Below are 18,831 nucleotides of genomic sequence, written 5' to 3'. Positions count from 1 at the left end.
AGTGGAATTCTTCTATCTATGCACGTAGTCTTAAAGACCAGGCACGTAAATCCAAATATCCACGTACGTAGATATTAGAGCCACGTACGTAGCCCAAACTTATCTACCACTCGTCCATAACTTTTCTCCCTACGCGGAGCAACGGCCTGATATAGGTCACTTCACAAAGCTATATAGGAATCAGTCCAAAGCTATATAGCTTTCTTCGCCATCCTGTATAGGTTCACCCCGCGACCAACATAGGTTCACTCAAGGGGGGGGTAGTGGGAGCTTATCCATAGGTATGAGTGAAGTGGGAGATATCCTGTGAAGCCCTTATCTTTGCTAAGGTGGATTGGGGGGGGCTTCCCCATACCACTACTATCGTATCTCCTGACTTCACTCTTATTTAGATAGACTATCATGAAGAGAACATTCAGCCTACTCTTGGCGCTTATGACGCTGACCTTGGCCTTGAGCTCCTGCTCCTTCTTCCGCTCCGCTGGGATGCAGAGCCGTCGCCACGTGCTACCCGAGCAGCGTATTAGTATCGAGGAGGTGTATAGCTCGCGCGATCACCTCGGTATCTATGGTCGCCTGTACCGCCCGGTTGGAGTCAAGGGGCGCCTACCGCTGGTCATCCTCAGTCACGGCTTCGGCGTGACGCACCGTGACGGTGAGGGCTATGCCGAGCTCCTGACGCGTATGGGCTACCTCTGCTATACCTTCGACTTCAACGGTGGTGGACGTGAGAGCCTGAGTGCTGGTGCGACGACAGATATGTCTGTCCTCACCGAGCAGGCAGACCTCAATGCGGTCATCGATCAGCTCAAGCGTCGCTCCGACGTCGATCCCCGACATATCACCCTCTTGGGCTTGAGCCAAGGCGGGCTCGTCTCCGCCCTCACTGCGGCATCGCGCCCCGATGATATCGCTTCGCTCATCTTGATTTATCCCGCCTTCAGCATCCCTGAGATGGTGCGTAAGCAGTGGGGCGAGTATTCGAAAATCCCTCTGGCAAACACCCTCTGGGGAATGCGTCTCGGGGAGAAGTACTACAAAGATGTGTGGAATATCGACCCCTATGCCGTCATCGGGCGCTTCCAAGGCCCTGTGCTGATCCTTCATGGGGATAAGGATCGTATCGTAGAGCAGTCCGTATCGGATCGTGCGGCCACCATCTACAAGAATGCCGAGTACCACGTGATCCCAGGTGGTGAGCATGGCTTCTCTGGAGAGGCCCTTCAGCAGGTCAAGCGCTACATCCAGACTTTCATGAAGCGATAGCTACGGAGAACCCTCCTTGATAGAAACAGCTCCGCCCCGATCGTCCATTCTATGTGGGCGGTCGGGGCGGAGCTCTTTGATGAGGTGTGCTTGTGCGGGCTAAAGATTGTAGCTGAGACCGACAGCGAAGGCCATGAGGTCGGGGTAGCCTGGGACGAAGGTCGTCGCTATGTCGAGCTTGGAGCTGAGAGCGAACTTATACTCCAGCTCGCCTCCGTACCAGAGGAACTTACGCTGCCACTTGTCCGTGGGGCTACCCTCGAAGTACTTCGTGTCGACGTACCCAGGCAGGCGGTACCAGTTGCGTCGGTAGATCCATGTCGGTCCGATACCACCGTAGAGGCGATGCCGCCCGATGTGGAAGATACGAGCACGTAGGCCGATACTCGTCACACCAGCAAGCTGGGCTGTGCAGTCAGCATAAAGCCCTTGGATACCCTTGACGGAGAGGATCTCGGGGATAATGAAGTACTCGTAGGAGAGTAGGGCGCCCAGATCAACTACGAAGTAAGCCTCGGGGTCCAGGCGGTTCGGCATCAGCTTGGCATTGGGCCTCCCGCTCAGAGGGTGGAAGCTGAGGCCCATGAACTTCAGGCTGATGTTTTGACGGCTCTGCCCTTGTAGGGGGAGTGAGCAGAGGATGAGCCCGATGAGGGCGTATAGGAAATGGCGTATACGCATAGATGAGGGGGGATGAAAGCGTAGCGCCAGCTTCTACGTGGAGCAATGGGATTGCTGTCGGAGACGCTGGCGCTACATGCTTAGGAGAGCTGGTGCTCCTTAGCGTCGGGGCTTGGGACCCATGACGATGGTGAGCTTGCTATTGGGATGGATATCCTTGTGCGTGAAGGTGAGGCTTTCCGTGATGTCACGTCCGTTGATGGAGGCCTGCTGCACGTACTTATTCTCCTTACTATTGTTACGCACCTCGATAGTGAAGATGCCCTTGGGGAGCTGGATCTTCGCCATATCTACGAGCGGACGGCCGATGGTGTACTCGGCTTTCCCTGGGCAGACCTGATAGAAGCCCAGCGCACTGAGGACGTACCAAGCAGACATCTGACCGCAGTCCTCGTTGCCAATGATACCCGCAGGCGTAGGCTTGTAGAAGTGTCGCAGGACGGTGTCGAGGATTGCCTGACCCTTGTGTGGTGCAGCGGTGTAGTTGTAGAGGTAGGCGATGTGATGGCTGGGCTCGTTGCCGTGTGCATACTGCCCGATGAGGCCCGTGATGTCACCCGACTGCTCAGCCCCATCAATACGTGAGGACGTGGTGAAGAGCGTATCGAGGTTACGCTCCAGCACCTCACGACCACCCATGAGCTTGAGGAAGCCCTCCATGTCGTGGGGCGCGTAGAAGCTCCACTGATAGGCATTGCCCTCGGTATAGTCGCTCTTCTCGTGAGCGGAGAAGCGGGGGTTGAAGGGTGTGAGGAACGAGCCATCACCCTTGACAGGGCGCATGAGGTTTGTCTCACGATCCCAGTAGCGGCGGTAGTAGAGCCCGCGCTGGTCGTAAGCCTTAGCTACGGAGTCGAGGCCTGCAGCCTCAGCGATCCGGGCGATACACCAGTCATCGTAAGCCATCTCTACACCCCAGCTGACGCTCTCGGGGACGGAGTCGCAGGGCACGAAGCCGTAGCGCTCCTTGTAGTAAGGATGGCGCGTGATGAGGTCGAGCTCACGCGTACCGGCGAACTTCTCCGCCAGATCAGCGCGATAGATCGAGCTACGCTGCGCAGCCTCCGTCCAGTGACGCAGATCTTCACTTGTAGCCAGACCCTTAGCAACGAGGTCGGCAAGGATGCTCACCGAGTGGTAGGCAGGCATACAGCCCGTATAGTTCGAGGCGAGTGGCCAGCGTGGGAGGATCGTCCCTTCGTCATAGTCGCTGACGAGGCTCTTGCCATAGCGCAGTGCCTGATCGGGGTCGATGATCGTGAGCAGAGGATGCAGCGCACGATAGGTATCCCAGATAGAGAAGACGGTGTAGTGACCTTCTTCGGGGCGGGGATTCTTATGGATAGCCTTGTCCATGCCACGGAAGCTACCATCGACATCCTGATAGTTGAAGGGGGCGATATGCGAGTGGTAGAGTGCGGTATAGAAGTTCTTTAGCACTGCTGTGTCAGAGGTCTCGATGCGGATCTTGCCGAGGAGATCAGCCCAGATACGGCGGCTCTCGGTGCGTACAGCCTCGAAGTCCCAGTCGGGGAGCTCTGCCTGCATATTGCGCTCAGCACCCTCGGGAGAGACAGCCGAGAGACCGACCTTAACGAGATAGGGCGTGCTCCCCTTGGGGAGATAGAGGTGGAGCTTCAGGTCAGCCGTGTCACGCTCGACGGCGAAGCCTGCGCTGAGTCGCTGACGCTCACCATCACGATAGAGGGCGATGCTATCGGCAGGCGTGGAGAGGCGGAGGATGTAGCTCATCTGATGATGCTCTGCCCAGCCCTTGGTGTAGTAGGTGCCGACGATAGTCGAGTCATTGACGAGGCGGAAGTCATTCCCCACGACCTTATGCCCCCAGTTGGGCTGGAGGATATGACCGAGGTCAAGGAGGAGCTTGCGGTCTGTGCTGTCAGCATAGGTAGCTCGTAGGAGTCCGACGCGGTCGGTGGAGGTCAGTTCAGTCTGGATACCGAAGTTCTTCAGACGTACCGAGTAGTAGCCAGGGGAAGCAGCTTCCTCTGCCTTGTCGAACTGAGCTATGGGGCGCAGCGTGTCAGCTCCGCTATAGGGAAGGATCGCCACATCACCGAGGTCACCAATACCCGTCCCTGAGAGGTGGGTGAGGCTGAAGGCATAGATGACGCTGTCGGACTCATGGTAGCCACTGCTGGCATCCCATCCGATGAGGTGGGTGTCAGGGCTGAACTGCACCATCGCATTTGGGCGTGTAGCCCCTGGGAAGGTGTGTCCGTGCTCACCCGTACCGATGAACGGATCGACGAAACTCAGAAGATCCTCGCTGGAACTACTGCCCGTAGTCTTCGAGGAGCAGGCCGGCAGGAAGAAGGTGGCCGCAAGGAGGGCTGCTGAGGACGCGGCAAGCGACCTCAGTGAATGGGGTAATAGATGCATGAGATAGGGTGAGATAGATACTTAGCTTTGGCTGGCGAAGGCTGCAGCGAAGAGACGCATCTGACGGAGCATCGAGACGAGCCCGTTGGAGCGTGTAGGGGAGAGGTGCTCGGAGAGACCTATCTCCTTGATGAAGTACAAGTCGGAGTCGAGGATGTCCTGTGGCTTCTGATCATTGAGGACACGTAGCAGAAGGCTGACGATACCCTTAACGATGATCGCGTCGCTCTCTCCCTGGAAGTGCACGCGCTCACCGTCAAAGTGGGCGGTGATCCACACGCGACTCTGGCACCCCTCGATGATATTGGTCGGGGTCTTGTCGCTCTCGGGGAGTGGCTCTAAGGTATTGCCGAGGTCGATGATGAGCGCATAGCGGTCCATCCAATCGTCCAAGGCAGAGAATTCTTCTATGATCTCGTCTTGTAGTTCGTTGATTGTAGGCATGGAGTGTGGGTGAAGTGATTAGATGTCCTCTCGGATCGTGGTGGCTACGGTCTCGCCGACAGCACGCAGGGTCTCTATGTGGATGACGTTCATGTTGTCTGCTGAGGTGTGCCAGTGAGCCCCAAAGCCCGTGGCTCTATTGGGGTCGAAGTTGATGATGTCCACGCAAGGGATACCACGATAGCGGATCACGGGGCCGTGGTCATCGGTCATCTGTCCGCCATTAGCCTGGACGAAGTAGTCGCCCCAGCCAAGCTGAGCAGCGGTCTGCCAGAGGGCGGAGAGTAGGGGGCGGGCATATTCTCGTGAGAGACCCTCCCAGTAGAAGCGGGCACCTTGGGAGCCGACCATGTCGAGGAGGATACCCCACTTAGCCTTGTAGTCACTCTGGTGGGGGTGCTGTGCCCAGTATTGTGAGCCGAGGCACCAGCTGTCTTCGTCTTCGCTCTGACCACCATCTTCGAGGTCAAAGAAGACGAAGTCCAGAGCCTTCCCCGAGGGGTTTAGGCTCTCTTGACGAGCAAGCTCAAGCAAGACGGCGACACCGCTGGCACCGTCATCTGCCCCCTGGATGGGCTCACCCTGACGCTGTACGACAGGGTCGTGGTCAGCTACTTGGCGGGTATCCCAGTGAGCCATCAGAAGGATGCGGTCCGTACCCTCGGGAGTGCGGGTGGCGATGATATTCGTTCCTGCCGCCTGCTTGCCGAAGTGGTCCTTCCCCTCGAAGCGCTGTAGGGTCACCTCGTAGCCCCACTGACGTAGCTTCTGCTCTATCCAGGCGGCAGTCGCACGATGTCCTTCACTGCCAGGAGTGCGCACACCAAAAGCTACTTGCTGCTGTATGTACTGGTAGGCAGAGTCAGCGCTGAAGGGGGCCGCAGTGCGTCTCTCGGCGCTTTCGCTGTCCGTGCTGTCGGTACTCTGTGCTTGGCTCTTCGTGCCACCGCAGCTGATGAGAACTGCGCTGAGGCCTACACTGAGGAGATAGAGAAGGGGGGACTTAGGCATAATCTTCTTATTCTTGCTCTTGGATGAGGAGGGATATGAGATGACCTTAGAAGATCGAGGGCTTGTTGGGCTCGATGATGATTTCGCTCAAGGGACGCTTGGGTACGTGATGACGCCCTTCTTCGTCGCGCCAGTAGCGGACGTCTTCGGGGCTACGTGCTTCCTCGAGGATGACCTCTTCGGCTGGCTTGCCGATAGCGACGATCGCATTGATAGATAGGTGCGTGGGCAGATCTAGGCGACGTGTGATCTCACCCTTGCCGTGGCCAGAGAAGATACAGACGCCATAGCCCGCATCTGTAGCCAGCAGGCCCAGCGTCTGGAGCTGGATGCCTTCGTCAAAGCGAGCTGCGGGAGCGATATCGGTGTCGATGAGCTGGAGAAGGTAGGCACGAGGGCGCTCACCCACTGCGGGACCATCCCACTCGGGGAGCATAGCAGCCCAGTGCTGGAGCTCTGTGATCTCGTGACAGAGGGCTTCGTCCGTGATGATGATATACTTCAGTGGCTGGACATTGCGTGATGATGGCGTCTGGCGGACGACGTCCAGCCAGCGGAGGATCTGCAGGCGGTCAATGGCTACCGATTCGTCAAAGCGGCGGTAGGTGCGATCCTTCTTGATAAGAGTCTCGATGAGCGAAGACATAGATAGTGGAGATTTAGTATTCGGGTAGTGCGAAGAGCCGGCGTGCATTCTCGCTGGTCTTCGTGATCAGTGCATCGTTAGTCAGCTCGTAGCAACTGGCTACGAAGCTCGCCGTGTGGGGGAGGAAGGCTGGTTCATTGCGCTTGCCTCGCTTGGGGACGGGCGCAAGATAGGGAGCGTCAGTCTCCAGCAAGAGCCGCTCCAGGGGGATGGAGGCGACGTACTCCTTGAGCGAGCTGTTCTTAAACGTCACGACGCCATTGATCCCGACGTAGAAGGAGGGGAAGGACAGTGCCTCCTCAAGCTCCTCGCGTGTGCCAGTGAAGCTGTGGAAGACTCCGCGAAGCTGTGGGAGATTGACTCGACGCAGCGTATCGAAGGCATCAGCAAAGGCCTCGCGGATATGGAGGATCACGGGGATATCAAGCTTAACCGCCCAGTGGAGCTGGCGCTCGAAGGCTTCGATCTGCTCCCGCTGATAAGTTGTATCCCAATAGTAATCCAGCCCGATCTCGCCGATAGCTACATGAGGGCGCTGCGAGAGCTCCCGCTCCATATAGTTGAGCTGGGAGGTGTAGTCCTCCTTAACATAGGTCGGGTGCAGGCCGATGGTGGGGAAAAGTCGATCGGGATGTGCGGCGCAAAGATCAAGGACGCGAGGATAGCTCTCTGCATCGACATTGGGCAGGACCATCTGCCCAACACCAGCCGCAGTGGCGCGTGCGAGCATCTCGTCACGGTCCTCGTCGAACTCCTCTCCGTATATATGTGTGTGGCTGTCGATGAGCTGCATGCTACTTCGTACGACCGGAGAGGGTGTGGAATAGAGAGAGAAGGAGCTCGCGCCCTTCTTCTCTGAGAGGAAGCTGCTCCACTCCGTGGTAGGCTTCGGCCGTGAGGCGCTCGATCTCTGCCTCGGCATAGAGGCGTGTGCCCGCCTTATCGTAGAGTGCGCGTACCTCATCGATGTAGGCTCGGCGCTCCTCGGGTGTGTAGGTCAAGATCTCTTGCAGGCGCTTGAGATCCTCGCCCTGTAGCTGCTCTAATGTATATAGGAGAAGGAGGGTCTTCTTGGCATTGACAATGTCGCCACCGATAGGCTTACCAAAGGTCTTCTCATCGCCATAGACGTCCAGTAGGTCATCTTGGATCTGGAAGGCCAGCCCCAGCTGGATCCCCACAGCGTAGAGTGCGCGGGCTTGCTCTGCCGTGGCACCGCCGACGAGTGCTCCCAGCTCCAGTGATGAGCCGAGCAGTACGGAGGTCTTCAGGCGGATCATCTCCATATACTCCTCGACGCGGACCTCGGAGCGAGTCTCAAACTCCATGTCATACTGCTGCCCGACGCATACCTCGAGGGCCATCTGGCTGAAGCGAGGAAGGAGCTCGGCAAGTAGGGACTTGTCTGCGACCTCTGCAAGGGATGCATAGGCCTCGATACTCATGGCATCACCTGATAAGATTGCGGTGTTGTCACCCCATCGACGATAGACCGTCTCTTGCCCACGGCGAAGTGGAGAGCGGTCCATAAGGTCGTCATGAAGGAGCGTGAAGTTGTGGAAGATCTCAAGGGCTACGGCTACGGGGAGGGCACGCTGCCAGGCTTCGGTGAAGGCGACAGCTGCAGCGCAGGCCAAGAGTGGGCGGATGCGCTTGCCTCCGAGGCGCAGGGTGTAGTCGATGGGGGCAAAGAGCCCTTTGGGAGAGCGAGTGCCAAGGGAGCGGGCTGTGAGCTGCTCCTCTACGGCCTCACGGATGAGCTTGAGCTTCTGTTGGTCTGGGTGCATTGTCATAAGACGCTATTGTCGGCGATGTGCCTTTTACAAAGATACGACTTAGCCAGCGAATAAGCCCCATCGCTGAGTCTGGGGATAAAAGAGGTTCGGGCAGATGCTCCACTGTGGAGAGCATCTGCCCGAGCTGTATGTGTCGCCTCCGTGGGGAGTGCGTGAAGAGGTCTTACTGCAGAGAGAAGACGATAGGGATGACGTAGCGCGTACGTACAGCCTTACCCTGCTGCTTACCAGGCTTCCACTTTGGGATGGACTTGACCACGCGGACAGCTTCCTTGTCAAGTGCGGGGTCTACGCCCTTGTAGACTTCTACAGCGGTAGCTGAGCCGTCACGCTCTACGACGAAGCGGACGATGACCTTACCCTGGATACCTGCATCCTGTGCGCTCTCTGGGTAGCGGAGGTGATCCTGCAGATACTTACGGAAGGCGTTCATACCACCGGGGAACTCTGGCTGCTCTTCTACGACTTCGAAGGGCTCGTCAGAGAGCTCTTCGGTAGGCGTGCCTGGTACATCCTTGGGGCCGAAGGGGATGTTGACGGGAGGAAGATCCTTGCCTTCATCGGCAGAGACGAAGGTGGGCTTATCGACCTTGACGTTGTTGTCTACGACCTTGAATTCCTGAGGCAGCTGGATCTCGGTCTGCTGGGGCTGCTCCTGTGGCTTAGGCTCTTCAGGCTTATCCTCAGGTTGCTCTTCCTTGACGAGGAGCGCTTCTTCCATTTCGGTCTTGTGGCCAGCTCCATCAAGGTTGCCTGCTTGGGCAACAGAGCTACGCCACTCCAAGCTTACGAAGGTCAGGGAGAGTGCTACGACGAGACCCAGTAGGAGCGAGAGCCCCTTGCCCTTCTCGAGGTCAGCTTCTGGTGACTTCTTGATTTCCATACCGTTTACACTGTATCTTTAGTGGTTGATGTTGATCCTGTACGTTGCGTACACTTGTTTTCTTGACCACAAATATACGAATATATTCGTCTACATACTATATGTAGGCAAAAGATTTATCCGCGAGCTTCGCATGAGGAGGGATGATTGCTCGTAGAGGAGGGATAAGCACCCCTATTTTATATAGGTATAGCGCCCCCGTAGCAAGAGAGCTACGGGGGCGCTATCGCTTAGAGGATGGCTCGATGAGAGCCTATGGGATTCAGCTACTTGATCAGCGGGTTATTGGTCGTTTCGTTCTGAGGAATTTCATACACGAGACGAGAGTCATTCCACTTGATGGCCTCTTCCTTGAAGAAGAGACTACGAGCTGAGCGCTTGTTGTCGTACTTGAAGCGCTTGATCACCGTCAGGGCAAGACCTTCACCCCACATTTCGACACGCCAGTTGTAGAAGATCTTTTCCAGCAGCTCATCGTGGCCGAGAGCCGTGATGTCTGTCTCTACAGTGGAGTACTTATCAGCAGCGGTACGCTCCTTGAGGAGCTTCAGCAGGATGGTCTTTGCAGAGGCATCATCACCATTACGAGCGGCAGCTTCGGAGGCGATGAGGTAGATCTCAGCCATACGCATGAAGACGATGTCGCTTAGCCAAGTGCGGTCAGCCATAGTGCCGATGGGCTTACCCGTAGCGGAGAAGAATTTGTTCCAGGGTATCCCACTCTTGGGGTGGAACCAATCCTTACGCAGGTCGTACTCAGGGATCTGATCCTGAAGGTACTTGTTGATACCCTTGCGGGCACCGACGGCAGCATAGCTATAGGTGTAGATATCCATATGCCCCCAGAAGCTTCTCAGTGAGCCTGTGATATCCTCAGTGATATCAATAGCCCAGATGAATTCAGGAGTCTTATAGTTGTTGAAGCCGTTGGTCGTCAGTTCGCTGGCAGGGATGAGGGGGTAGTTGGTGGCTTGATTCGTGATCACGTCATTGGCTACCGTGTAAGCTTCGCTCCACTTCCCCAGATCCATGTAGGCACGAGCCAGAGCGCCCTTAGCTACTGTCTGGTCTATGTACTGGCGGTCAGCTCGCTGCATGCCAGAGACGTCCATAGCAGCGATACCCTCGGTGAGATCCTTGACGATCTGGGTATAGAGCTCTTCGATGGTAGCGAGCTTCTGTGGCTTGCTGGCATCGTCGGTAGCAGCATAGATGGGTACTACAGTGAGGCTCTTTGTATCGGTTGCATAGGGCTTGCCGTAGAAGTGCACCAGGTTGAGATAGGCTAAGGCGCGAAGCGTCTTCACCTGCCCCCAGTCAAAGATGTCCTTCATTCTCTTGGCCTTCAGATTCGGCTCCGTCGTCACTTCGGGAGGCGTCGTGTCACCCGTGCTTGAGCGGAAGAAGCTATTGGCCATTGATATCGTGCGGTAGCTGATACGCCAGACGGCATAGTTGAGGCTCCCATCTCGCTTATACGAGAGTAGGCGTGCTGCCTCTTGGAACCATCCATAGCCCAGCCCCCCTTGCAGCTCCATATCGCCAGACATGAGGTCAGAGCTGATATCAAAGGCCTTCTGTGCGAAGTCATCGTGACGGCTGGAGGATTGCCCATTCTTGAAGAAGGTACTGAGGATACCATTGATGTATCCCTCATTGATACCATCATTCCACTGGCTGGCCTTCTTGAGCTGATCGGCCGTGAATAGCTGGGAGGGATCTTGCTCGAGGAAGTCCTTCTTACAAGCCGAGAGAGCGACCAGGGCGAGTGCAGCCCCTACGAAGGTTCTTATACTTGTACGCATAGTATATAGGTGTATAAGAGGTGAGACGAATTAGAAGCTGATGCGTGCCCCTGCGACGAAGGTCGATACAGGCAGGTAGCGGTTCGTACCTGAGCCCCCATTGAGGCTGGTCATAGCAGCGTAGCCCTTACGAGCGGAGATGAGGAAGAGGTTGTCACCGCTGACGTAGACGGAGGCGCTGTTGAGGCCGAGGTGCTTCATCAGACTCTTGGGCAGGTCGTAGCTGATACGAGCATTGCTAAGCGTGAGGAAGGAGCGGCTCGTGAGGAAGCGCGTAGAGGTCGAGTTAGCGAACTTAACTGCTTCCACGTTGTGCGTGAGGATAGGCAGATCGGTGTGCTTGTCGGCGCTCCAGTAGTTGCGGATATCCTTGTGCCAGTTGCGGGTACCGATGACGCTACCGCTGCTCATCAGCTCAGCGTAGACACCGTCATAGCCCCAACCGCCGAGGCCGTAGCTGAAGTTCGTCGAGATGCTGACGTTCTTGATCTGCACGTCGAAGCCGAAGCCACCGACGAAGTCGGGGATAGCGCTCTTGCCGACGAATTCGTTGACAGCCTTGTTGTAGTCCGAAGTCGTCGTCTCGGTGAGTGCCTTAGCGTCACCACCCGTGCTGATGTACTTTTCGTAGTCGGTGACGTAGGCATCATTGCCACTGGCATCCTTGTAGGTGTAGGCCTTCCACATAGGCAGCCCTTCATTGCTGACACCCTTCCAGATAGGCATATAGTAGTCGAGTACGGAGTGACCCTTCTTGTAAGCATAGTTGCCATGGAGCTCGTAGTGCTTGGGTACGCCGAAGGGGTCGACGGGCATGATGAGCATCTTGTTCTTGTAGTAGCCACCATTAGCGCGGACGTTCACAGAGATGTCCTTGCTCTTGTAGGCCTCCCAGTTAAGCTCGACTTCAAGCCCGTTGTTGCGCAGGCGACCTTCGCTCACAGGGTAGTAGGCATAGCCAAGTGAAGGAGCGACTTGCTTCTTGAAGAGCATGTTGTCCGTCGTCTTGACGAAGTAGTCGACGTTGAGCTCGAGAGCGTTGAAGAGGCGAGACTCGAAGCCCACGTTGAAGGTGCCAGAGCGCTCCCACTGCAGGGCACTGTTACCCTTGGCGTAGAAGGAGAACGAGGGAGAGTTATTGAAGTTGTCTACTTCGTAGAAGTCGTGGTAGAGGTAGTAGTTAGGAGTAGTACTACCATAGGCGAGGTTCAGGGACTGGTTCCCCAGGACACCATAGCTGGCCTTGAGCTTGAGGTTGTTGATCCACTTGACCGAGGAGAGGAACTTTTCCTTACTGATGATCCAAGCGGCACCTACCGAGCCGAAGGTACCCCAACGGTAGTCGGGAGCGAAGCGAGAAGAGCCATCTCGGCGAACCGAGGTGCTCAGGTAGTACTTGTTCTGATAGTCGTAGCGAGCTTGACCGAAGTAGCTCTCGATAGCGTAGGTCAGGCGGTAGCCAGAGATATCACCACGGATGAGACCGTCATCGAGGGTGGTTACGTTCCCGAGGATGAGCTTCTTCTTGCCCGAGTAGTGGAAGTCGAGCTCGTTCTTTGTGGCTTCGTGAGCGATGAAGGCATCCACGGTGTGGTCACCGAAGGTCTTGCCCCAAGAGAGGATCTCGTTGAGCGTCCAGCTGAAGTCGTTTTCATTCGTATTGGAGATACGGCCGATCTTCGCAGCATCCCCGTAGTAGGGGTTGGCCAGCGTTTCGTTCTTGGAGGCCGTAGACTGGAAGCCGTAGGTGACGGCGAGCTTGAAGTCCTTGAGGAAGCGATACTCGAGGTTGAGGTTCCCCGTAGTGAGGTTCGTGAGGTCTTCGTCGCGGTCGAGGCGGACAGCACCAGCAGGGTTGATACCACCAGCATAGGCACGGCTACCTTCGGAGGTCTGACCGTAGTCGTAGCTCTTACCGCCAGGGATCTTGGGGTCATTGACGAGGTTCCCGTTCGCGTCATGCTCGAAGACAGGGTAGATCGCAGGGATCTGGTTGACGAACTGGAAGCCGTTGTTGGAGTTGCTCCCCTGGCCTGGGCTCTTAGCGAGTGAGCGAGAGTAGGCGAGGCCGAGGCTTACCTTGAAGTCCTTAGTGGGGCGGACGGTGACGTTGTTACGTAGGTTCAGGCGATTGAATTCGGAGCTGATGTAGTACCCGATGTTGTCCTGATACCCCAGCGAGGAGGAGAAGTTGACCTTCTCAGAGCCACCTGATACGCGTACATTCGTTTCCGTGATGCGACCGGTGCGGAAGATGTGATCACGCCAAGACTCAGGCGTATAGAGGCGCTTGTAGCTGTTGTTGAACTTACCCGTGTTCACATCGATCATCTGACCTGAGCCAGCCTTCCAGAGATTGTAGTGATCCCAGATACCGGTAGCATCTTCGCCACCTGCGAGGATCCCAGGGAAGAAGAGCAGGTCGGCTGCGTTCTTAGGAGCATCAGCGATAGTCTTGCCAGCGGCGAACTTGGCGTTGGGGTTGGTATAGAGCTGGTTAAGCTTGTCCTTAAGGCCGAAGCGTTCGTAGGTGTTCTTCATGGCCTCATAGGCTACCTCCATGTATTCTTCAGGGGAGTCGATGACATCGTACTGGGGAAGGTAGCGGACATTGATCCCACTCTTGATCTCGGCGTCGAAGGAGAGACGACCAGCCTTACCCTGCTTGGTGGTGATGAGGACGACCCCGTTAGCAGCGCGTGCCCCGTAGAGTGCGGTAGCCGAAGCGTCCTTGAGGACCGTGAGGTTCTCGACGTCGGCCATGTTGAAGCCGCTGAGGAGGCTGGTGTAGGGTACCCCGTCGATGACGTAGAGAGGTGACGTGCTGGAGTTCACAGAGCCGATACCACGGATCTGTACCGTAGCGGCTGCACCAGGCTGGCCGCTGGTCGTGAAGACCTGGACCCCAGGAGAAGCCCCTTCGAGAGCCGAGGTGATATTAGATCCCGTCTTCTTCGTTAGGCTGGCGACGTCGATACGAGCAGCTGACCCCGTGAAGGAGTTCTTAGTCTGCGTACCATAGGCGACGACGACGACCTTATCGATCGACTTTTCCTCATTCTTTAGGGTGATCTTGAGCTCTTGCCCCGTGATGGCTACGGTCTGGGTGAGGTAGCCAATGCTGGAGACCTTGAGTGTCTTAGCCTCGGCAGGGAGACGGAGTGTGAACTTCCCGTTGACGTCGGTCAAGACCCCGTGGGAGGGGAACTCGACGCAGGTCACGGATGCGGCGACCACGGGCTCCTTGTCATCTGCAGCGATGACGACACCGGTGACGGTGACTTGCTTTTTCTGAGCCCACGCTACTCCTATAGAGATGCAGAGGAGTAGGACGAAGAGTAAACTCTTTCTCATTAGACTTGTGGTGATTAGGGTGAAACGGATGTTAGACTGCTGTGGGGGAGTGTGACCCTTGGGTGATGATTCCTCGGTCGTCATCTCGCTGTGGTAAAGATGTGACGTGTGATATTTGATGTGTGTGCCACTGCGAGATGAGGAGCTCTGTTGAGGAGCATGCGGCCGCTTGCCACAAGCATTCCTGCGGTCTGGTGGTAGTGCAGTCTGTCGATGTGAGGGGAGGTGGTACTCGGATCTCCCTCGCTCCATGGCAGTCTGTGTGCTATATCAGACTCTATGAGCAAAGGTAGCAATCTTTCTTTCCTATGCAAGTCCGCTGGTAAATACCTCCCTTCAGGGGCGCTATACTTCTCTTGTATAGCTTTTTAATTATCTGAAAGATGGTGTGTTCCCATGCGGATACTTATTTAATTTCTTTATGTAGGGTGCGTATATGCTACCGCACGTTGCGCTACTTCGGGCTCGTGTATGAGAAGTCTTTGTGTTGAGTGGTACCGAGGATAAGTAGGAGGAGAGCCCCAGCCGAATGTCTGCTGTCAGATCATTCGGCTGGGGCTCTCCCTTATATATTATGGTGTAGAGGTGGCGACTACTCCTTTGCCTAATAAGGCAAGGAGGCCGTGTGCTGTCTACCTCTATCCGTAGCTACTTATTGCTCTTGCGGCGGTTGCAGTCTCGGCAAAGCATCTGTAGATTCTCTATCTCGGTCTTCCCGCCCTTGCTCCAAGGCTTGATGTGGTCGCCCTCCATCTCCTCGTACTTGTACTTCTTCCCACAGCAGGTGCAGATCCCGCCCTGCTGCTCGTAGACGGTGCGCTTTTGGCTGTCGCTGAAGGCTCGGATGCCGAGCAGGCTCGGGTCATCGTTCCCGATCGCCTTCTCCAAGACGTACTTATAGATGCCACTCTTCTTAGTCACATCATCATCAGCCATCAGGGTGGCAACCTCCTTCTCCAGTGCTATTGGGTCGTAGGTGTTCTTGTGGTATCTGTTGTAATAGATCCCCCAGGGAAGCCCTTTCATCTCCTTGCGATAGGTGGGGAAGAGCAGCTCGACCCATTCGATGACACGTCGGAAATAATCCCAAAGGTCTTGGGCATTCGGATCCTGCTGGTGCTTCATCATGCACTCCTCGATGCTCTGTTTGGGGTTCTCTCGGTCACCATACCAATAGATCACGGTCTCCAGGTAGTCCTGTCGGTTAGCTGTTCCCTTGAGGTACTTGCTCCCAAGCCCGTAAGCGGCACAGCCCGTCTTGCTGAAGTAGCGCTTCGCATCTGATACCCAGGGGCCTATATAGACCGCATTGCGTAGCTCTTGGTCGGTAAGCTCTTCGCCTGCGATATTGATGGTCTTGAACCACTCGAGCTTCTCACTCTCTGTCCCATCGCAGATATAGACGGTGAGTTCGTAGTCAAGAAGTTGCACCCTTAGGTCCTCTGGAAGCGTGTGGAATGCCTGAGGCTGCTTGATGCCAAAGAGTCCAGCACAGGAGAAGTCCCCATCGAGGAAGGTGCAGATAGATAGCGTTCTTTGCTGACCATCGATGAGCTCATAGCGCCCATTCCCATGATCAGCCCAGTACATGACGTTTAGCGGGTAGCCTTTGCTAAGGGTATCGATGACCGCTTGCTGTTGCTCGGGTTTGTAGACGAATTCGCGCTGGTAGGCAGGGCGTACATCCAGCTTGCCTCCATAGGCGACGACACCATTGTCGCCGTTGTCTTGATATCCGTTGAATAGATCACGGACTTTAATGTGTACGAGTTGAATGTTCATAAGCTCTTGCTATTTGCGTTTACGGATAAGTATGCGTGCGTATACGATTCGCCCTTCTACACTCCCATCCTTATCTTTAATTAGGCCATGGGGCTTTTGGGGAGCTCTATTCCCGATGATAAAGTCATTCGCGTCGAGTATCTCGAACTGATCGGGGTTGTGCTTATCCAGGTAGGTAATGGGTACTCCCATTACTCCGTCATAGTCACAGGGAATATCAGCGGTCTTATTTACGTTGATTGCATCGTAGTTATCGTAGTGGGGGTATTCCTCTGGCCTATACTTCTTGTGAAGGATAAGTGCCTGGTGACGTTGGGGAAAGTCTAAGTTGGTAAACCAACGTACACCCTTCATGCGTATGAATTTTCGCCCGTCACCATCTATGCGGGAACTCGCAGCTTCCAGGGGGTAACTGCTTGGTATCTCAAACTCACGGTCTCCGCTATGAATGCTTGGCCCTAGCCAGATCTGCTCACTCTGTACGAAAGGGAAGATCTCCTTATAGGTGACGGCATTTATATTACCGATGATGATAAACTTCTTCTGGTATTCGATCAGCTGAGCGATGTATTCACGGAAGAGAGAGAAGGGAGGATTGGTGACGACGATATCTGCTTCTTTGAGGAACTCGATACACTCTTCACTGCGGAAGTCCCCATCCCCTTTCAGCGGATGCACGAGTCCAGCGATATTCGGGTTAGGTGGTATGCCGATATCTTCTCCCTCGTAGACGAGGTAGACCGCCTGCTCGGTCGCACTGACAGAGAAGAGATCTGGATTTTGATTCTTGTAGCAGGTCGTGATGAGCTTCTTGAGACCGAGGTGATGGAAGTTTAGGACGAAGTAGTAGAAGAAGTTGCTCATCCTAGGATCGTCACAGTTGCAGAGCACCGTCTTGCCTGCGAAGTGTCCTCGATAGTGCTTGAGCTCAGCGTCGATGTCCGCCAGCTGGGTGTAGAATTCATCCTTCTTCCCCTTCTTGGCTTGAGAGAGTTGGTTGTTTGCCATAAGCGCATAGCATAATTGGGCGCTGGCTATCTCTCGGGTGGGCTACTCAGGGCTTGGGTACAAAGAGAAGCGTAGACGCGCCTCTCTCCGTACCTTCAGGCCCTAGGAATAGCCCACGTCACAAGAGATAAGTCACGCCTACGCTATGCGCAGGCGTTCACTGACTTATTCGAGCGACGTAGCTTAGAATTTCCTAGGTTCGAAGGTACTTTCCGAATAAATAGCAAACGCTATGTTAGTACTAAAGATGGAGTGCTATTGGCAGACGCTTCTGCCCGACTCCAAGTGCAAAGGTATGGATAATCGGATACCTCCGCAATGGTAGGAAGACTGCATCGGAGTGTGAGGAGCAGGTGTATGCGCTACTGCTTTTTCGCAGGGCTTTCCCTGCTTAAGTGAAGGCGTATAAATCATACTTCGCGAGGAGGTGGGGTGAAGCAATAGTTGTTTGCGTCTGGTTCAATAGTTGTTTGGGGTACAAACGAATAGTTATTCGCATACGAAACGAATAGTTGTTTGCCCCTCAAACCAATAGTCGTTCATATGCAGACCAATAGTTGTTTGTGACTGGATCTCTTGAGCTTCATCTGTGAGGCCCCATAATGACGAGGCGCATTAGTGGGGTGGGGAAGTCGTCTCTTACAGGGGTGTTTTCGAGACCTTCGCATAGAGGGTGATGTGAACCTATATTGGTCGCTGGGTTGACCTATATAGGTCGCATCAACAACCTATATAGGTTCGCACGACGACCAATATAGGTCGACTCACTGACCAATATAGGTTGATATTATGTCCTTCTATAGGGCTTTGGGATGGTGTCGCAGTCAGAGCTTCTGTCGCATGCGGACGGTGTGGGAGTAGCTAATCTTCAGCTCTGCTCCCAATTATATAATGTACGCGCGCGAGAAGTGGAGTGCTCGCGGGGAGAAGTAAGTGTGCGGAGTTCCTATGTAGATATATGGGTGCGTGGGTAGAGCTATATAGGACGGTGAAGAAAGCTATATAGCTTTGTGAAGCGACCTCTATTTAGGTTGTTGTTCTGCGTAGGGATAAAAGTTGTGGACGAGTGGCAGAAATGTTTGGACTACGTACGTGGACGATAAATCTACGTACGTGGATATTTGGGTTTACGTGCCTAGTCTTTAAGACTACGTGCATAGATAGAAGAATACCACTACGGGAAGGCGCTTTTTTCTTCACGAGAACGATACTTTTCCCTCCGCTGAATAAGAGGAGTATTTGCGATAAGGCGAAGGGCTTGCGTATCACTTCGGAGGGGTATATCGGGGAGCTGGGCGTGCGATGCCTTAGCACTCTAAATAGAGGGCAGGACTTTCGGCAACCGTCTCTATTTGGAAGTACGGGGATTATTGCTGTATCTTTGCAGTCGCAAGTCAGGCGGACGAGCAGCGAATGACAGGGTTTAGATCGAGAGTGGTAACGAAAAAGTTTCACTCAAGATTTGGTGGAGTGAAAACTTTGCTTTATCTTTGCACTCGCAAAAGAAACGAACGGCCTAGCGGTGACGCGGGTAGTTTGACTTTGAGAGATCTTTGAGATAATTGATATTGACAAACAGAAGTGTAGTAACAAACGTTTAGGGAAATGAAGACCTAACCGTCAATTACGACCTTTACTTAGGTAGAGATACACTAATAAATCTGAAGCAAGAATCATTTTTAGAGCAAGACAAACAGAACAAAGTACAATAAAAATATTGACAATGAAGAGTTTGATCCTGGCTCAGGATGA

General features: G+C 54.7%; 13 protein-coding genes. 1 reads left to right on the top strand and 12 read right to left on the bottom strand.

The annotated features are described in order from the left end of the window. The first annotated feature begins 402 nt into the window (after nt 1-402). Nucleotides 403-1,266 carry an alpha/beta hydrolase family protein gene (locus tag IEX77_RS05385; RefSeq protein WP_188808040.1) on the top strand — a complete coding sequence of 288 codons (864 nt, stop codon included), beginning with the start codon at nt 403-405 and terminating at the stop codon, nt 1,264-1,266. 99 nt (nt 1,267-1,365) lie between these two features. Here IEX77_RS05385 and IEX77_RS05380 read toward each other — a convergent pair whose 3' ends face one another. From IEX77_RS05380 to IEX77_RS05325, 12 genes are all read right to left on the bottom strand, one after another. Continuing rightward, complete coding sequence (locus IEX77_RS05380) at nt 1,366-1,947, bottom strand: hypothetical protein (protein WP_188808039.1); 582 nt, start codon at nt 1,945-1,947, stop codon at nt 1,366-1,368. 99 nt (nt 1,948-2,046) lie between these two features. Beyond that, the gene (locus IEX77_RS05375) at nt 2,047-4,350 is read right to left on the bottom strand and encodes a GH92 family glycosyl hydrolase (RefSeq protein ID WP_188808038.1); all 2,304 of its coding nucleotides are present in this window, start codon (nt 4,348-4,350) and stop codon (nt 2,047-2,049) included. 21 nt (nt 4,351-4,371) lie between these two features. Beyond that, complete coding sequence (locus IEX77_RS05370; protein WP_044115385.1) at nt 4,372-4,794, bottom strand: SufE family protein; 423 nt, start codon at nt 4,792-4,794, stop codon at nt 4,372-4,374. Between the two features lie 18 nt (nt 4,795-4,812). Continuing rightward, on the bottom strand, nt 4,813-5,805 hold the full coding sequence (locus IEX77_RS05365; RefSeq protein WP_188808037.1) for a M28 family peptidase: 993 nt from the start codon (nt 5,803-5,805) through the stop codon (nt 4,813-4,815). Between the two features lie 46 nt (nt 5,806-5,851). Continuing rightward, nucleotides 5,852-6,451 (bottom strand): nitroreductase family protein, encoded by a 600-nt coding sequence (locus IEX77_RS05360; RefSeq protein WP_188808036.1) that lies wholly within the window; start codon nt 6,449-6,451, stop codon nt 5,852-5,854. Between the two features lie 13 nt (nt 6,452-6,464). Then, the gene (locus IEX77_RS05355; RefSeq protein ID WP_188808035.1) at nt 6,465-7,244 is read right to left on the bottom strand and encodes a TatD family hydrolase; all 780 of its coding nucleotides are present in this window, start codon (nt 7,242-7,244) and stop codon (nt 6,465-6,467) included. 1 nt (nt 7,245) lies between these two features. After that, entirely contained in the window at nt 7,246-8,238 is a 993-nt protein-coding gene (locus tag IEX77_RS05350; RefSeq protein WP_188808034.1) for a polyprenyl synthetase family protein, read from the bottom strand. A gap of 172 nt (nt 8,239-8,410) precedes the next feature. Next, nucleotides 8,411-9,130: an energy transducer TonB gene (locus IEX77_RS05345; protein WP_188808033.1), complete on the bottom strand. Its 720-nt coding sequence runs from the start codon at nt 9,128-9,130 to the stop codon at nt 8,411-8,413. A gap of 266 nt (nt 9,131-9,396) precedes the next feature. Further along, the gene (locus tag IEX77_RS05340) at nt 9,397-10,935 is read right to left on the bottom strand and encodes a RagB/SusD family nutrient uptake outer membrane protein (protein ID WP_188808032.1); all 1,539 of its coding nucleotides are present in this window, start codon (nt 10,933-10,935) and stop codon (nt 9,397-9,399) included. Between the two features lie 30 nt (nt 10,936-10,965). Continuing rightward, entirely contained in the window at nt 10,966-14,289 is a 3,324-nt protein-coding gene (locus tag IEX77_RS05335) for a SusC/RagA family TonB-linked outer membrane protein (RefSeq protein WP_188808031.1), read from the bottom strand. A 648-nt stretch (nt 14,290-14,937) separates the two neighbouring features. Then, nucleotides 14,938-16,071 carry an HNH endonuclease family protein gene (locus IEX77_RS05330; protein ID WP_188808030.1) on the bottom strand — a complete coding sequence of 378 codons (1,134 nt, stop codon included), beginning with the start codon at nt 16,069-16,071 and terminating at the stop codon, nt 14,938-14,940. A gap of 9 nt (nt 16,072-16,080) precedes the next feature. Then, the gene (locus tag IEX77_RS05325) at nt 16,081-17,079 is read right to left on the bottom strand and encodes an adenine-specific methyltransferase EcoRI family protein (RefSeq protein ID WP_188808029.1); all 999 of its coding nucleotides are present in this window, start codon (nt 17,077-17,079) and stop codon (nt 16,081-16,083) included. Between the last annotated feature and the right edge of the window lie 1,752 nt (nt 17,080-18,831).

The organism is Porphyromonas pasteri (assembly GCF_014647755.1).
Lineage (GTDB): Bacteria > Bacteroidota > Bacteroidia > Bacteroidales > Porphyromonadaceae > Porphyromonas > Porphyromonas pasteri.
This window is presented reverse-complemented; position numbering and strand designations above follow the sequence as displayed.

Bases quoted from the DNA above. Each gene is read 5' to 3' on its own strand.
- IEX77_RS05360 (WP_188808036.1), bottom strand. From the start codon at position 6,451: ATGTCTTCGCTCATCGAGACTCTTATCAAGAAGGATCGCACCTACCGC.
- IEX77_RS05325 (WP_188808029.1), bottom strand. From the start codon at position 17,079: ATGGCAAACAACCAACTCTCTCAAGCCAAGAAGGGGAAGAAGGATGAA.
- IEX77_RS05335 (WP_188808031.1), bottom strand. From the start codon at position 14,289: ATGAGAAAGAGTTTACTCTTCGTCCTACTCCTCTGCATCTCTATAGGA.
- IEX77_RS05375 (WP_188808038.1), bottom strand. From the start codon at position 4,350: ATGCATCTATTACCCCATTCACTGAGGTCGCTTGCCGCGTCCTCAGCA.
- IEX77_RS05340 (WP_188808032.1), bottom strand. From the start codon at position 10,935: ATGCGTACAAGTATAAGAACCTTCGTAGGGGCTGCACTCGCCCTGGTC.
- IEX77_RS05345 (WP_188808033.1), bottom strand. From the start codon at position 9,130: ATGGAAATCAAGAAGTCACCAGAAGCTGACCTCGAGAAGGGCAAGGGG.
- IEX77_RS05350 (WP_188808034.1), bottom strand. From the start codon at position 8,238: ATGCACCCAGACCAACAGAAGCTCAAGCTCATCCGTGAGGCCGTAGAG.
- IEX77_RS05330 (WP_188808030.1), bottom strand. From the start codon at position 16,071: ATGAACATTCAACTCGTACACATTAAAGTCCGTGATCTATTCAACGGA.
- IEX77_RS05385 (WP_188808040.1), top strand. From the start codon at position 403: ATGAAGAGAACATTCAGCCTACTCTTGGCGCTTATGACGCTGACCTTG.
- IEX77_RS05370 (WP_044115385.1), bottom strand. From the start codon at position 4,794: ATGCCTACAATCAACGAACTACAAGACGAGATCATAGAAGAATTCTCT.
- IEX77_RS05355 (WP_188808035.1), bottom strand. From the start codon at position 7,244: ATGCAGCTCATCGACAGCCACACACATATATACGGAGAGGAGTTCGAC.
- IEX77_RS05380 (WP_188808039.1), bottom strand. From the start codon at position 1,947: ATGCGTATACGCCATTTCCTATACGCCCTCATCGGGCTCATCCTCTGC.
- IEX77_RS05365 (WP_188808037.1), bottom strand. From the start codon at position 5,805: ATGCCTAAGTCCCCCCTTCTCTATCTCCTCAGTGTAGGCCTCAGCGCA.